The organism is Streptomyces sp. NPDC051243, assembly GCF_044455405.1.
Classification (GTDB): domain Bacteria; phylum Actinomycetota; class Actinomycetes; order Streptomycetales; family Streptomycetaceae; genus Streptomyces.
The window spans coordinates 75113-90402 of record NZ_JBITES010000016.1; the positions used below are offsets into that span (position 1 = coordinate 75113).

10 protein-coding genes are annotated in these 15290 nt (G+C 70.3%); 6 read left to right on the top strand and 4 right to left on the bottom strand.

Going from position 1 to position 15290, the window contains the following annotated elements; genetic code table 11:
* Positions 1-105: 105 nt before the first annotated feature.
* A complete protein-coding gene (locus ACIBAG_RS34595; protein WP_399110688.1) occupies positions 106-1650 on the top strand; it encodes a DUF1996 domain-containing protein in 1545 nt (514 codons plus the stop codon).
* A gap of 89 nt (positions 1651-1739) precedes the next feature.
* Here ACIBAG_RS34595 and ACIBAG_RS34600 read toward each other — a convergent pair whose 3' ends face one another.
* On the bottom strand, positions 1740-2183 hold the full coding sequence (locus tag ACIBAG_RS34600; RefSeq protein ID WP_399110689.1) for a hypothetical protein: 444 nt from the start codon (positions 2181-2183) through the stop codon (positions 1740-1742).
* 100 nt (positions 2184-2283) lie between these two features.
* On the opposite strand from ACIBAG_RS34600, the gene ACIBAG_RS34605 reads away from it, so the two are divergent.
* The 5 genes from ACIBAG_RS34605 (at position 2284) to ACIBAG_RS34625 (ending at position 7576) form a co-directional block, all read left to right on the top strand.
* The gene (locus ACIBAG_RS34605) at positions 2284-2784 is read left to right on the top strand and encodes a tetratricopeptide repeat protein (protein ID WP_399110691.1); all 501 of its coding nucleotides are present in this window, start codon (positions 2284-2286) and stop codon (positions 2782-2784) included.
* A gap of 71 nt (positions 2785-2855) precedes the next feature.
* Positions 2856-4781, top strand: a complete 1926-nt coding sequence (locus ACIBAG_RS34610; protein ID WP_399110693.1) for a hypothetical protein — start codon at positions 2856-2858, stop codon at positions 4779-4781.
* 94 nt (positions 4782-4875) lie between these two features.
* A complete protein-coding gene (locus ACIBAG_RS34615; RefSeq protein ID WP_399110694.1) occupies positions 4876-5772 on the top strand; it encodes a metal-dependent hydrolase in 897 nt (298 codons plus the stop codon).
* The gene (locus ACIBAG_RS34620; RefSeq protein ID WP_399110696.1) at positions 5772-6830 is read left to right on the top strand and encodes a PDR/VanB family oxidoreductase; all 1059 of its coding nucleotides are present in this window, start codon (positions 5772-5774) and stop codon (positions 6828-6830) included. The genes ACIBAG_RS34615 and ACIBAG_RS34620 overlap by 1 nt, the downstream gene beginning before the upstream one ends.
* 56 nt (positions 6831-6886) lie before the next feature.
* The gene (locus ACIBAG_RS34625; RefSeq protein ID WP_399110698.1) at positions 6887-7576 is read left to right on the top strand and encodes a TetR/AcrR family transcriptional regulator; all 690 of its coding nucleotides are present in this window, start codon (positions 6887-6889) and stop codon (positions 7574-7576) included.
* 15 nt (positions 7577-7591) lie between these two features.
* Here ACIBAG_RS34625 and ACIBAG_RS34630 read toward each other — a convergent pair whose 3' ends face one another.
* The 3 genes from ACIBAG_RS34630 to pulA all read right to left on the bottom strand — a co-directional run bounded on the left by ACIBAG_RS34630 (position 7592) and on the right by pulA (position 15191).
* Positions 7592-7942: a 5-carboxymethyl-2-hydroxymuconate Delta-isomerase gene (locus ACIBAG_RS34630; RefSeq protein WP_399110700.1), complete on the bottom strand. Its 351-nt coding sequence runs from the start codon at positions 7940-7942 to the stop codon at positions 7592-7594.
* A gap of 28 nt (positions 7943-7970) precedes the next feature.
* Positions 7971-9656 carry a SpoIIE family protein phosphatase gene (locus tag ACIBAG_RS34635; RefSeq protein ID WP_399110929.1) on the bottom strand — a complete coding sequence of 562 codons (1686 nt, stop codon included), beginning with the start codon at positions 9654-9656 and terminating at the stop codon, positions 7971-7973.
* Between the two features lie 123 nt (positions 9657-9779).
* Positions 9780-15191, bottom strand: a complete 5412-nt coding sequence (pulA, locus tag ACIBAG_RS34640) for a pullulanase-type alpha-1,6-glucosidase (protein ID WP_399110701.1) — start codon at positions 15189-15191, stop codon at positions 9780-9782.
* Positions 15192-15290: the final 99 nt, after the last annotated feature.

Genomic DNA, 15290 nt, shown 5'->3' on the forward strand with positions numbered 1-15290 from the left:
TTCCGAGACGGCTGAACACCCCTGGGACGCCCTCCGTATGAGAGGGAGCCGCTTCACTCCTGTCGGGCGCCTCGATGCCCCGAAAAAGGAAGTCAGAGGAGTTCCATGGGACGCAACACACGAAAACGCCGTACGCCGCTGGCCACCAAGGCCATAGCCGCATCGGCGGCCCTAGCGCTCGGTGGGGGCGGGCTTGTATGGGCCAACTTCTATGCTTCGGCGCACGAGGACAACTCTGGGTGGAACCAGACGAAGTCCACGAACGCCCAGATCGCGACGATCAACTGCCCGGACGTCGGCCAGAAGCTGACGAAGGTGCCGCGGAGCGCGCGCAGGGGTGTCGCCAAGGAGCTGGCGCTGCTGGACAGGCAGGTCACGGATGCCTATAAGCGTCTCGCCGAGACGCGGCAGGCCCAGGCGGGGGACGCCAACTTCGTCAACAACGCCATTCTCGGACCGCTGAAGTCCAAGCGTGTGGCGACGCTCGACCGGATCGGCATCAACATCAACCGGGCCGGCGGCCAGCGACCGCAGAACCTCGACCAGCTCGCCGAGTGCCAGGGCGTCCCGGCCGAGCAGCCTCAGACCAATGACGGCCAGCAGGACGGGGACCAGAACCAGGACGGTCAGGACCAGAACAACGACGGTCAGGACCAGAACCAGGACGGTCAGGACGGCGGCGGACAGGACCAGGGCGGCAACGGCGGTCAGGCCGGCAACGGTCCGAACGCGGACGACTTCGTGGACATCACCCAGGTCCAGGGCAGTCCCCAGCTGGGTGTCGGCGCGAACGGCCTCCCCGCGAACGGGGACAGCGGTTCGACCGGCAGCTTCACCACGAACTGCGGCACCAACCAGAACGAGAACCGCAACTCGGACAACGTGATCGTCGCTCCCGGTGTCAGCAACGGTGCGCAGCACCAGCACGACTACGTCGGCAACCAGGCCAACAACGCTTTCGCGAGCGACCAGGACCTGGCGAACGGCGACACCACCTGCCAGAACCAGGGTGACAGGTCGTCGTACTTCTGGCCCGTGCTGCGTATCCAGGACGGTCAGAACGACATCGACGCCAACGCCCCCGGTGGCGGTCAGGACGGCAACGTCGGCACGATCGTCGAGCCCAGCGAGGCACAGCTGAAGTTCGTCGGCAACAGGACGAGCGATGTCGTCGCGATGCCGCAGGCCCTGCGCATCATCACCGGCGACGCCAAGTCCTTCGTCAACGGCACCGCCAACGCCAACGCCAACTGGAGCTGCACCGGCTTCGAGGACAAGGTCCAGCTGCACGACAAGCTCCCGATCTGCCCCGAGGGCAGCTCCGTGGTGCGGACGTCCAACTTCCAGAGCTGCTGGGACGGACAGAACATCGACAGCGCCAACCACCGCACGCACGTGGCGTTCGTCCAGGCCGACGGCACCTGCGCCAACGGTTTCCAGGCGATCCCCCAGCTCCAGGTCCGCCTGGTCTACGACATTCCGGCCCCGCAGATCCAGAACGGACAGGTCCAGAACGCCTTCGCGGTCGACTCCTTCCCGGACCAGCTGCACAAGGCGATCACCGACCACAACGACTTCATCAACTTCTTCGACGAGAACACGATGAACGAGATGGTCCAGTGCATCAACAGCGGGCAGGACTGCCAGTAGTCCTGATCCGGTAGGAACAGCAGAAAGCCGGCGGTGGGATTTCCCACCGCCGGCTTTCGCTTGCCTCGACGAATTGAGAGACGACCAAGTCAGCCGTGGTGGCTGCCGCTGTTGCTGCCGCTGTTGTGGCTGCCCCCGGGATTCATGTGGGCGGACCCTTCCTCCATGCTGCCGCCGAGGGTGGACTGCAGCGCCTCGACCGTCTTCTCCTGGCCGACGGCGACCCACTTGCGGCCGACGAGGTAGTAGCCGCCGTAGTCCTTGGCCCCGCTCAGCCACTCGGCCTGGCCGCGGTCGGTGGCGAAGGTGGCGAGGACGAACTTGCCGTCGGTGTTCTTGCAGAGGGCCTGCCGGATTTCGTCGGCGTCCGTCTGCATGTTCGGCTTGCACTTCACCTCGGCGGCCAGGTGCTCCAGGCTGCCGGTGGCGGTCTCGGGCACGGCGGCCTTCTCGTCGCCACCGGATCCGCAGCCTGCCAGCGCGAACACCGCCGCGGCGGCGGCCGCCGCGAGCATCGGTCGGGTCACCTTCATGTCTTCCTCCCTGCAGGGGCCTCCCCGTGGATACGGCTCCCGCGCACGGAGCGCTCAAAATACCGCTCCGGTGTTCGCCCACCTGTGCGAGAGTGTCGCGGTGAACCAGGACTGGGAAGACCGCGTGGCCGCCGCATGGGCGACCCTCGACGACTACGCCGAGGAGGACGCGGCCGACTTCCGCGCCGTGATCGACGCCCTCGTCGCCGAACTCCCCGACGACAGCCCACTGGGCCCCTTCGAACGGGCCTGCGCCTGGGACTCGACCGGGCACTCGGACCAGGCGGTGCCGCTGTACCGGGAGGCGTTGGCACGCGGGCTGACCGGCTACAAGGGACGGCGGGCCAGGATCCAGCTGTCCAGCTCGCTCCGGAACATCGGGCAGGCCGAAGAGGGCGTCAAGCTGCTGACACCCGAGCTGGACGCGCCCTCCGACGAACTGGACGACGCCGTACGGGCCACCCTTGCCCTGTGTCTGTCGAGCCTCGGGCGTGACCGGGAGGGGCTGGCTCTGGTATTGGGCGCCCTCGCGCCTCATCTGCCGCGATATCAGCGCTCGATGGCGAACTACGCCCGGGCACTGGTGGAACCCGAGGGCTGAGCCGGCCCGGAAACGCGCCCGGGCGTCCGGGTGAAAGGTGACCAACCGACGATTCGCTCGTTCTGCTGAACGTGCAGTCACAGGATGTCGCCCCGCGCCCGGCCCCCGCCTCGGACGACCCCGTCGTCGACGTCGAGCGGGCCGAGGCCGCGCTCGTCGAGCACTACCCGCGTCTCGTCCGGCTCGCCTACCTCGTGCTGCCGCCGAGCCTCGGTCGCAACCGGCGCGTCGTGACCGCGCACTCCCTCACCCAGCGCGCCCTGCCCCGGGGCCGGGCCGCGGCCACGCCCGTGATCCCGGCCCAGTCCACCGGCCGCGAGGGCGACCCCGGATACGCCCTGCTCCGGCTCCGCGTCCTGCGTACGGCGCTGGAGGCGGACCGGCCGCTGAAGCGCCTGGCCTGGCCCAAGCGCTCCCAACTGCCGCCCCTGCTGCCCCAGATCTGGGGCCTGCGCCTCTTCCCCCGGTCGGGCGGCGCCGACGAACTCGCCCTGGACCAGCGGTTGTCGGCGCTGTCCGGCCCGGCGCGGGCGGCCCACGTCCTGCGCGGCCTGGAGAAGCTCACGGACGACGCGGTGTGCGAGGTGCTGGACGCGGCCGGTGTCGACTACGTGGACGAGGCCCTGGAGGAGGCCGACACCGTCCCCGCGCAGTACGCGCTGCTGGACTCCCCCGAGTTCGACCCCTGCTCGCTCCAGGCCCGGCCCACCGATCTGATGCGGCGCAGGCAGCACATGAAGGCCGCGCTCGCCGCGGGTGCCGCCCTCCTGGTGTCCGGGGCGCTGCTCGGCCTGCCCGGCGAGGGCTGGGGCCCGGACGGTCCCGCCGCGCCCCCGTACGCACAGAACCCGGCGGCTGAGGCCGCCCTCGACCCGGCCCAGCTGACCAGGGTCCCCGCGCTGGCCTGGCAGTCCTCCGCCCGCACCGACTTCTCCGTGTGGCCCCCGCGCGGCGACCTCGCCGACGACTCGGCCCTGCTGCGCCGCGCCCTCGCCGTCTGGGCCCGCCCCGGCGAGACGGTCCAGGTCTCGGCGACCCCGGGCACCCCGGCCGGCGGCCCGCCCGGCGCACCGCAACTGCTGTACGCGGGGAACGTCGACAACGCCCGGGTGGTGATCCTCTACGACGGCCTGCGCATCGCCCGCTACGCCGAGCCGCAGGACGGCACGGCCGGCGCCGCCCTGGACTTCTCCCGGGTCGACGGCGCGGGCCGGGCGGAGGCGAGCGCGGTGGTGCTGAGCCGGGCCGACGGCAACGTCCGCTATCTGCTGGCGCCCTGGGTGAAGCGGGCGGCCGAGCGGGATCTGCTGAAGCCGCGTACCGGGGCGATGGACCTCACCGTGACCGGCGGGATCACCTCGCCGATGGCGAGCCCCGTCACCCAGCAGACCGGCACCTGCACCTCGTGGAACGCCCTGCAGCTGACCGACAGCACCGGCACCCGGCTGATGACCGACCTTTCGGAGCTGGTGCCGGCCCGCCTGACCACCGGCCGTCCCGGTGCGGTGAAGGACGCGGCGGGCCCGGCGGCGCTGCGCACCTGGGCGCCGTACTCCTGCTGGCTGGGTTCGATGCGCTCCGCGGGTGTGCGTACGGTCAACGCCTGGGCGTACGCCCAGCAGGCGCTGCCCGACGGGACCGGTACCGCGCAGTGGCTGTGCACGCGTGCCGAGACCTGGCGGGGCGGGGGCGAGCGGGTGCTGGCCCAGTTCCGGACGCCGGGCGCGCCGCAGGCGACGGTGGCGGCGAAGGGCCAGAACGTGGCGGCGTGCGGGGCGCGGGATCCCCATGTGCTGGCCGGTGTGCTGTGGAAGGCGCAGAAGGGCGGCTGGTATCTGCTGGCGGCGGGCGCCCGTGACACGGAGTCGATCCACGCCACGGGCGGCGTGAACGGCACGTCCCGGGGCAGCCTGCTGACCGTGCGGGCCGAGCAAGGGGCCCGGGCCGATCTGAGGGCCACGCTGGAGAGCGGGCGCTCGATCAGCGGCCTCGAGTGAGTCCGGCCGCCGGGGAGCGGCGTTGCTGACGCTCGCGTAAACAAGGTCGTGCACGGGGGTTCACCCCGGGACTACCCGTCAGTACATTGACGCCATGTCTAATACGCAGGACCGGGTGCCCCTCAAGGCCCGCAAGGTGTCCTTCTCCTGGGAGGACACCCCGTTGCACTGGGTGCCGGGGGATCCGTTCACCACGCACACCATCAACGTGCTGCATCTGCTCCTGCCGGCCGGTGAGCGGTGGTTCGTGCACGTGTACAAGCAGGTGCTGCCGTACATCCGGGACGAGCGGCTCCGCGAGGACGTCATCGGGTTCATCGGGCAGGAGGCGATGCACTCGCAGGCCCATGACGAGGTGCTGCCGCACCTGCGGGAGCAGGGGCTCGATCCGACGCCGTACACCGCCCAGGTGGACTGGCTCTTCGAGAAGCTGCTCGGCGACCGTACGCTGCCACCGGGGCGGGCCAGGCGATGGTGGCTGATGGAGCGGGTCGCGCTCATCGCGGCGATCGAGCACTACACCGCGTTCCTCGGCGACTGGGTGCTGAACGCCGACGAGTTGGACCGGCGCGGCGCCGACCCGACCATGCTGGACCTGCTGCGCTGGCACGGCGCGGAGGAGGTCGAGCACCGGTCCGTCGCCTTCGAGCTGTTCATGCATGTCGACGGGAGTTACCGGCGGCGCGTGCGGACCTGGGCGACCGCGTTCACGGCCCTGGTCTTCCTGTGGCAGCGCGGGGCGCGGTTCTTCATGGAGAACGACCCGACACTCATCGACGGGCGGGCCACCTTCAAGGACTTCTATGTCCGCGGCAGGCGCGGCACGCTGCCCGCCACCGGGGACATGCTCAGGTCCATCCCCCGGTATCTGAGCCGGGCGTACCACCCCTCGCAGGAGGGTTCCACCGAGCAGGCCGTCGCCTATCTGGCCTCCTCCCCCGCCGCGCTGGCCGCCGAGATAGCCGAGAAGTCCGCGAAGGGTGCCGCCTGATGCCGAAACTCCGGACCGTCGCCGTGATCGCCGGTGCCGCCCTGCTCGCCCGGCGGGCGCTGCGGCGCCGTATCCAGGTCTCGCCGCTGTGGCCGATGCCCGCGCTGGAGGAGCCGGTCTCCGGGCGGCCGAGGTCCCGGGCGCTGCGGCTGCTGGTGGCAGCGCGCGAGGAGGTCGCCGAAGGGGTCGTACAACTACGGCTGGAGGGGCGCGACCTGCCGCGCTGGGAGCCCGGCGCGCATCTCGACCTCGTGCTGCCGTCGGGGCTGGTGCGGCAGTACTCGCTGTGCGGCGACCCCGAGGACACCTCGTCGTACACCGTGGCGACCCGGCTGGTCCCGGACGGGCGGGGCGGCTCGCGCGAGGTGCACGAGCAGGTCCGGGAGGGCATGGAGCTGGAGGTGCGCGGGCCTCGGAACCGTTTCCCGCTCGTGGGGGCCGAGTCGTACGTCTTCGTCGTGGGCGGCATCGGGATCACGCCCGTCCTGCCGATGCTGCGGGCGCTGCCCGAGGACGTGGAGTGGAGGCTGGTGTACTGCGGTCGCAGTCGTGCCTCGATGCCGTTCCTGGAGGACGTCGAGAAGCTCGGCCGCATGGGGGTCCCCCCGGGCGAGCGAAGCCGAGCCTGGGGGAGGGTGACCGTCATCGAGGGGCTGCCCGATCTCGACGGACTCCTCGCCGACGTGCCCGAGGGAGCCGCCGTCTACTGCTGTGGTCCGGAGGGGCTGATGTCCGCGGTGGAGGAGCGTTTCCCGTCGGTCCACCTGGAGCGGTTCGCGCCCCGCGCCTGCGGTGGCGACGCCTTCGAGGTCGAACTGCGGCGCAGCGGACGGACGTTGACCGTCCCCGCCGACTCGACCGTACTGGCCGCCGTCCGCGCCGAGTTGCCCGACACCCTGTACTCCTGCGAGCAGGGCTTCTGCGGAACCTGCCAACAGCGGGTGCTGGAGGGCGAGGTGGAGCACCGGGACGAGTTGCTGACGGACGCGGAGCGGGCCGACTCGATGCTGATCTGTGTGTCACGGGCGCGGGGTGAGCGACTCGTACTGGACATGTGAACACCCGTGATCGGTCCGGTCCGTTCGGGGCCGGAATCGATCGGTAAGGTGTTCGCATGACTACCGGGGTACGGCGAAGATTGGGAGTCGAGGAGCGACGGCAGCAGTTGATCGGCGTCGCCCTCGATCTGTTCAGCCGGCGCTCGCCCGACGAGGTCTCCATCGACGAGATAGCGTCGGCCGCGGGCATCTCACGGCCGCTGGTCTACCACTACTTCCCCGGCAAACTCAGCCTGTACGAGGCCGCGTTGAAGCGTGCCTCGGAGGACCTGGCGGGCCGGTTCGTCGAGCCGCCCGAAGGGCCGCTGGGGGCGCGGCTGCTGCGGGTGATGCGCCGGTTCTTCGACTTCGTCGACGAGCACGGCCCCGGCTTCTCCGCGCTGATGCGCGGCGGCCCGGCCGTCGGCTCGACCACCACCAACGCGCTCGTCGACTCCGTCCGGCAGGCCGCGTATGTCCAAATCCTTTCGCATCTGAAGGTGGAGAACCCGCCCGCGCGACTGGAACTGGTCATCCGCTCCTGGATCTCGCTCGCCGAGTCGACGGCACTGATCTGGCTGGACGGCCGGCGCATCCCGCGCGCCGAGCTGGAGGTCCAGCTCGTGCACGACTTCGCCGCCCTGGCCGCCGTCAGCGCCGCCTACGACGAGGAGATGGGCGCCCTGCTGCGCCGCATCCTGAAGGACGAGCCGGCCGAGGGTCCGTTCGGTGACCTGGTCGCCCGGCTGATCTCGCTGGCGTCCTAGCAGGCGCCGACTACGTTAGAACTTGCGGTACGACGGGTCGAGGTCGCGTACCTCGGCGGAGGCGTGCAGGACGATGCCGTCGTCCTCGATGTGCTTGCGCAGCAGCTCCAGAACCGCCTCGGTCAGCCTCGCCTTGGTCTCGTCGGTGCGGCCGGCGAGCAGACCGAGCGTGACATGGACGACCGCGTGACGCAGTTCCTCCGGGTCCTCGTAGCCGAAGGCCGTGAAGTCGCCGGCCCGGAACTGCGTCTTGCAGGCCTCCGGCTTGGCCGCCGCGATCTCGACGGTCGCCTGGTGCAGGTCCCGGGCGAAGGCCGCCCGGTCGAAAGAGATCGTCTTCGAGTGGTCGACGGTGATCTGCGGCATGAGCACTCCTGTTCTACGTCAGCAGCGCTCACCCTAACCTCAGCGCCAGCATCGCGATGTCGTCCTCCCGCTCCCGCCCGAAGCAGCCCAGCAGGGTGTCGCACAGCGCGTCGAGGCCGGCCGGGGCGTCGGTGGCGGCCGTGCGCAGTTGCTCCATGGAGACGGCCAGATCGACGCCGCGGGTCTCGATGAGCCCGTCGGTGACCATGAGGAGGCGGTCCTCCCGGCTCAGGACCAGTTCGGACGGCTCGGGCCGGTCCAGGGCGAGCCCCAGCAGCGGACCGCTCACCGGGACATACTCCGCGTCGCCTTCCCGCCGCACGATCAGCGGTGGGATGTGGCCCGCGTTGGCGATCCGCACCCGCCCGCTCCCGGGATCGACCAGGGCCAGGCAAAGCGTGGCGGTGACGTCGGGGTGGTAGTGCTGGAGCATCCGGTCGAGCCGTTCGGCCAGTGCCCGCGGGTCGCTCTCCTCGACGCAGTGGGCGCGCAGCGCGTGCCGCATCTCGACCATGACGGTGGCCGCCTCCAGCGAGTGCCCGACGACGTCCCCGACCGCGGTGAGCACCCCCTCCTCCGTGCGCAGGGCGGCGTAGAAGTCCCCGCCGATCTCGGTCTGCCGGGACGCGGGCACGTAGCGCACGACGAGATCGACGCCCGGCACCTTGGGCAGCCGGTGCGGCTGGGGCAGGAAGCTGCGCTGGAGGGTGAGGGCGATGTCCCGTTCCTCCTGGTACATCAGGAGCGGCTCGGCGGCCAGGGCGGTGGCCTGGGCCAGGCGCTCCGCGGGTCGCTCCGCGGGGAATGCCGCGATGGGAAGTGCCGCGGTGTGTTGTCGGTCGTCTGCGGGGCCGTCGTGGCTGGTCGCGCCCCGCGGCGGAGCCGCAGATCGATACAGCCCCGCGCCCCTTGGGGACGCTGCACATGCCGGTGTGGCGATGCACACCTGCACTCGGCACTCCTGGGCCGACGCCAGCACCAGGCGGGCATCCTCCCGGGCGCCGGGCCAGAAGAATCCCGCAGGCCACAGCGGCGCCGGGACGACGGTGGTGTGCACACCCTTCCGCCCGCCCCGCCCCTTCGCCATCCGTGTGATCAGCCGGGCCGCGGCCTCGTGGGCGCCGGCGTCGGGCCGTACGAGCCGACTGCGCGAGGTGCCGCAGTGCGCTTCGCCGTCCGGGCCGATGACGAACACCACGGCGGGCGTGCCGCTGAGCCGGGCCGCGCCCGCGGCGGCGGCGTCGGCCAGCTCCTCCAGGCAGCGTGCCGTCTGCACGGCGACGATCGCCTCGGACAGCAGCGTCAGCCGGTGCGCGAGCGTCTCGGCGGCGGTACGCCGACGCGCCCCACGGACGGCGGCCCGTACGACGGCCTGGATCTCGCTCGGCTCGGCCGGCACCGTCAGGTAGGCGTCGGCGCCCGCGTCGAGCCCCCGGCATCGGTCCACCGCCTCCACGGCCGTCGCGGAGAAGTGGACGACGGGCAGCGCGGCCGTGGACGGCCGGGCCTTGACCCGCCGGCACAGCTCGAAGCCGCTCATGTCCGGCAGCCCGACGTCGACGAGGGCCGCGTCGGGCAGTGCGCCCGCGCGCAGCCGCTCGTCGAGCTCGCTCAGCGCCTCGCCCGCGCTCGCCACCTGTACGACGTCGTGGCCCGCGCGGCGCAGTACGGCGCCCATGGCGTAGCGGCTCACCGAGACGTCGTCGACGACCATGACGGTCGTACCGAACTGCGTGCCGTAACCGTCCAAGGTCAACCGTCCGTCGTCTCCTGCCCCCGGATACACGAATGGGGCGGGCCCGGTGACCGGGTCCGCCCCACTCAACCTAGTGATGTGTCAGCGGGTCTGTGAGAAGACGGCGACAGTGCGACCCGGAACGGCGAACGTGCCCGTTTTCTCTTCGAACGACGCGGACTTGACGATAGAATCCGCCCCCGCGGCCTGCACCGGATGCAGCGCATAGCCCTCGCCGGCCAGGGCGTCGATCCGCTGTTCCTGCTTCCCGGGCGTCGCGTTGAAGACGACGACGAGGTCACCGAGCCGCATGGTGATCACGCCGGGCGTCTCGTCCTTTCCGGACAGCGGGAAGGAGAGCTTCGACTGCACCTGCTCGGCCGTGCCGAGGGAGAACACCGACTCCGTCGAACGGATCCTCAGCAGGTCCCGGTACGCCGCCGAGGTGCCCTCGATCTGCTCGCAGCCGACCTTCACCGTGCCCAACAGGGGCTTGGCGTAAGGCCACTTGGAGGCGTTGTCGGCCGCGATCGGCAGCCCTCGACCGAAGCCGTTGCCGTCGGCGCAGTTCCAGTGGATGGCGTTGAACCAGTCGCCGCTGTCGTAGGAGTTGCGGTCCAGCGACTTGGAGCGCAGCAGGTCGGTGCCGGCCTGGGAGAGCGCCGGGCCCTGCGAGAGAGTGGCCGTGGCCATGGCGAGGACCTGCATCCGGGCCCGGTCGGACGCGCTCGTCGTCGCCGGCAGCTTGAAGGCGAGGGCGTCGAACAGCGACTCGTTGTCGTGCGCGTCGGCGTAGGCGAGGGCGTCGCCGGGGGCGTCCGCGTAACCGGCCGGGGAGCCGTTGTAGTCGACCTCGGCGCCGGTGACCTCCTTGCCGTCGGTGTCGGTGAACCGGTACTTCGCCAGGTTGCCGGACAGGCCGACCTTGATGAGGTCCTGGTAGTGCAGGAGGCGGGCCTTCTGCTCGGCCGAAGTGCCGTTGTTCGAGGACGAGTTGGGTTCGGTGTAGAGCCCCGACGCGAAGCCCTGGACGCCCGGGTCCTCGTCGAAGGGCCCGCCGCCGCGTACGGCGTCCCGCGCCCGGTCGGAGAAGGTGGCGATGCCGGTGCCGGCCATGTTCTGCTGCGTGGCCTGGACGAAGCGGGCGTCGTCGGCGACCTCGCCGAAGTTCCAGCCCTCGCCGTACAGGATGATCTTCTTGCCGTCGACGCCGTCCTTGTCGAGGGTCAGCGCGTCGAGGGCCTTGCGGACCGCGAGGATGTTGGCCTTCGGGTGGTGGCCCATGAGGTCGAAGCGGAAGCCGTCGACCTTGTACTCCTTGGCCCAGGTGACGATCGAGTCGACGACCAGCTTGCCCATCATGGCGTTCTCGGTCGCGGTGTTGGAGCAGCAGGTGCTGTTGGCGACCGAGCCGTCGGCGAGGAGCCGCTGGTAGTAGCCGGGGACGATCCGGTCGAGGACGGAGGTGTCCGCCTGCCCGCTGGCCGCCGTGTGGTTGTAGACGACGTCCATGACGACGCGAAGGCCGTCGTCGTTGAGCGCCTTGACCATCCTGCGGAACTCGACCGTGCGGCCGGTGCCGTCGGGGTCGGTGGCGTACGAGCCCTCGGGGACCGTGTAGTGGTACGGGTCGTAGCCCCAGTTGTAGGCGTCCTTCGCGGCGATCTTCGCCACGCACTCCTGCTGCTTGTCGGAGTCGGCCGGGAAGGAGGCCAGGTCACAGTCGGCGGTCGCCTGGTCGTCCCGGCGTTCGGGGATGGTGGCGATGTCGAAGGCGGGCAGCAGGTGGACGTACGACGTGCCCGCCTTCGCCAGTTCACGCAGGTGCTTGGAGCCGTCGCTGGCCTTGTCGGTGAAGGCGAGGTAGGTGCCGGGGTGCTTGGCCGTCCGGTCCTCGACCGAGAAGTCCCGGATGTGCAGCTCCTGGATCTGGGCGTCGTTCAGCGGCACGGCCTCGGGCTTGGTGTACGAGGACCAGCCGCTGGGCGCCAGGGCCCTGTCGCCGAGGTCGACGACCAGGCTGCGCTCGGAGTTCGCGGTGAGGGCGACCGAGTACGGGTCGGTGACCTTGTTGGTGACGACCTTGCGGACGCTGGGCGCCCACACCTTCACGACGTACCGGTACGGCTTGTTCTTCCACGACTTGGGGCCGGTGACGGACCAGATGCCGGTGGAGTCGTTCCGCTTCATCGCGACGGTGGAGTCGCCGATCTCCAGCTTGACCGACTGGGCGGTGGGCGCCCAGACGGCCAGCGTCGGACGGCCCTTGTCGAAGGTCGGCCCGAGGTCGGCCTTCGTGGCACCCGGGTGGAGATCGTCGAGTACGCCGGCGATCTGCACGCCGGTCGCCGCGAGCACGGCGCCGTTCGCGGCGCGCTGGGAGGCGACGACCTGGCCGCGCAGGGCCTCGCGGACCCGGTCGCGGTCGCGTGGGTCGACGGACCAGGCGGCGTAGTTCTTCAGGTGCGGGAACTTCGCCTTCTGGGCGTCGGTGAGGGTCGTCCTGGACAGTCGCAGCCAGCGCTCGTCGTCGCTGGTCAGCGCGCCGTCCTTCACCGTGATCGAGCCGGTGCGGCTGTAGAGCAGCTGCGTGGAGGCGGCCGCGTCGGAGCCGTTCCAGGCGAGGGTGTTCCGGTCGATCCAGACCGCCTTGGAGGTGGTCAGGTCGAGGGCCGCCGCGGCGCCGGCCGGCTGCGGAAGCAGGTACTTCTCCTGGCCGCTCAACAGCCACACCTCGTGACCACTGGCGGTGAGGTCGAGCGACTGGTCGGCGGGCAGGTCCTTCTCGTCGCCCTTGTGGATGATGTAGCTGAGGCTGGTGGCACCGTCGGTGAGCGGTACCTCGAAGACTGCGCCATAAGCATCAGTCTTGACCGGCTTCAGGGGGTTCGACCACTCGGTGGGGTTCGCCGCGCCCGTCCAGACGTGCAGGCCCCAGCCGTCGTAGTCGCCGTCGGCGCGGTGGTAGTGCAGGACCGCCTTGGTCTTGTCGGGGGCCGGGTAGTCGGCCGCGGGCTTCTCGGTGCGGACGGCCTCCTTGCCCTGCTCGATCCAGATCTCGCCGGTCTTGGTGACGTCGATCGTGCGGTCCGCGGAGACGTCCTTGTTGCCCTGCTTGTCGATGACGAGGAAGCCGACGGTCGAGGCGCCGGGCTTCAGCTTGACGTAGGCGAAGGCGCCGTAGGAGTCACGTCCGACGAACGGGTGGCTGTCCGGCCAGTTGGTGGACTCGCCGTCGGCGAGGTCGCCCCAGGCGTACAGGCCCCAGTTCGCGTAGTCGCCGTCGGTGCGCTTGTAGTGGACGATCGCGTAGTCGCGGGAGGAGGCGGTGGGGGTTTCGGGGGCGGGCGGGGTGCCGGTGGCGGAGGCCGCGGTGGCGCTCGCGGTGCGGCCCGCCGAGTCGATCACGACCGCCTTGTAGCGCAGGGCGGTTGCGGCCGGTACGTCCTTCCCGATGGTCTGGGTGACCTTGTACGGGGCGTGGTCGGCGGAGCCGAGGGTGCGCCATTTGCCGTTGCCGACCTGGGCGGCGAAGACGACGCGGTTGAGCTGACCGCCGTCGACATCGGCGGAGAGCTCCACCGTGCCGGTGGCTCCGGCGGCCGGGGCCTTCAGGGTGATCGTCGGCTCGGTGGCGGGCTCGGCGAGCCTGCCGGCCGCCTTGAGGACGATCGCCGAGCCGGCCGGGACGGTGACGGTGACCTTGCTGCCGGCGTCGCTCTTGAAGGAGTCCTCGGTGCCGTAGATGCCCTTGAACGCCATGCCCGCGGAACCGGTCGTGAAGGTCGCCGTCCTCGCCCCGCCCGCGTTGTTGAAGGCGACGACGTACTCGACGCCCGTCCTCGCGTCGGTGCGCGAGAAGGCGTAGACACCGGCACCGTCGGCCGCGTACCGCTCGGTCTGGACGCCGTCGGCGAGGGCCGGGTTGGCCTTGCGGAGCTTGGAGAGAGCCGCGATCTGCTTGTACAGCGGCGCGCTCGTGTCGTAGGCGTCGCTCGCGTGGGTGCGGTCGGTGCCGATCCGGTCGTCGTCGAGGTAGTCGGCCGTCTTCGAGGCGAACAGGGTCTGGCGGGCGTCCTTGTCGCCGCCTGCGCCGGTGAAGCCCTGCTCGTCGCCGTAGTAGACGACCGGGTTGCCGCGGCTGAGGAACATCAGCTCGTTGGCGAGCTTGTCCTTCGCGAGCAGCTCGGCGTCGGTGGCCTTCGGGTTGTCCTGGTTCAGGAAGTACCCGATGCGGCCCATGTCGTGGTTGCCGAGGAAGGTCACCTGTTCGTAGGCGTTGGCCTTGTCGGTCGTGTACTTGTAGTCGTCGCCGAAGACGCCCGCGAGCTTCTTCGCGCTGCCGCCCTGGGAGGCGTACTGCCGTGCCGCCTCCTGGAAGGGGAAGTCGAGGGTGGCGTCGAGGCGGCCCTGGGTGACGTACGGCGAGGTGATGTTCGTGTCGGCGGAGTAGACCTCGCCGAACATGAAGAAGTCGTCGCGGCCCCGCTTGGCCGCGTAGGCGTCGAGGGCCGTGGCCCACTGGGTCCAGAACTCCGTGTTGACGTGCTTCACGGTGTCGATCCGGAAGCCGTCGATGTCGAAGTCGCGCACCCAGCGCTGGTAGATCCTCTCCATGCCGCTGACGACCTCGGGACGCTCGGTCCACAGGTCGTCGAGGCCGGAGAAGTCGCCGTGTGCGGAACTCTCACCGGCGAAGGTGGAGTCGCCCCGGTTGTGGTACATCGTCGGATCGTTGAGCCACGACGGGACCTTGACGTCCTTCTTCGCGGCGGGGACGGCCGGCGTGCGCGGGAAGGAGTCGGTGTCGACGGCCGGGAACTTCGACTTCCCGTCCGCGTAGTCGGCGTCGTCGAAGGGCCTGCCGTCCTTGGTCAGGTACGGGAAGGCGCCCTTGGAGAGATAGCCGTACGACTTCTCCTCGTAGTCGACGACGTCGGCGGTGTGGTTGGTGATGACGTCGAAGTAGACCTTCATGCCCTTGGCGTGGGCCTTGGAGATGAGGTTCTCGAGGTCCTGGTTCGTCCCGAAGTGCGGGTCGACCTGCGTGAAGTCGGTGATCCAGTAACCGTGGTAGCCGGCCGAGGCGTTGGCCCCGGTGCCCTGCACGGGCTGGTTCTTGAAGATCGGCGCCATCCAGATGGCGGTGGTGCCGAGCCCCTTGATGTAGTCGAGCTTCTTGGTCAGGCCCTTGAGGTCGCCGCCCTGGTAGAAGCCCTTGTCGGTGGGGTCGTAGCCGGTGGAGAGGCGGGAACCGGTCAGTCCGCCCTTGTCGTTGCCCGGGTCGCCGTTGGCGAAACGGTCCGGCAGAACGAAGTAGAACTGCTCGCGGGTGGCGTCGTGCCGGGCGGGCTCGGCGGCGAGCTTGGCGTCGGACGGGGGCGCGGGCGGAGTCTCCGCCTGCGCCGCGAGGGGCTGGACGAGCGCTGCGGTCAACGCGGTGACGGCGACCGCGGCGACCCGTCCGATACGGGCGGTTCGACGCCTGGACGGCGACGGCCATCTCGATATCACAGATGGGCTCCTAGCGATTACGGCTCTCTTGGGTCCGACCCCGCGCGAAACGTATCGCCGCCGTAAGTGTTACAGCAAGAGGCTTGAAACCATCGGTAA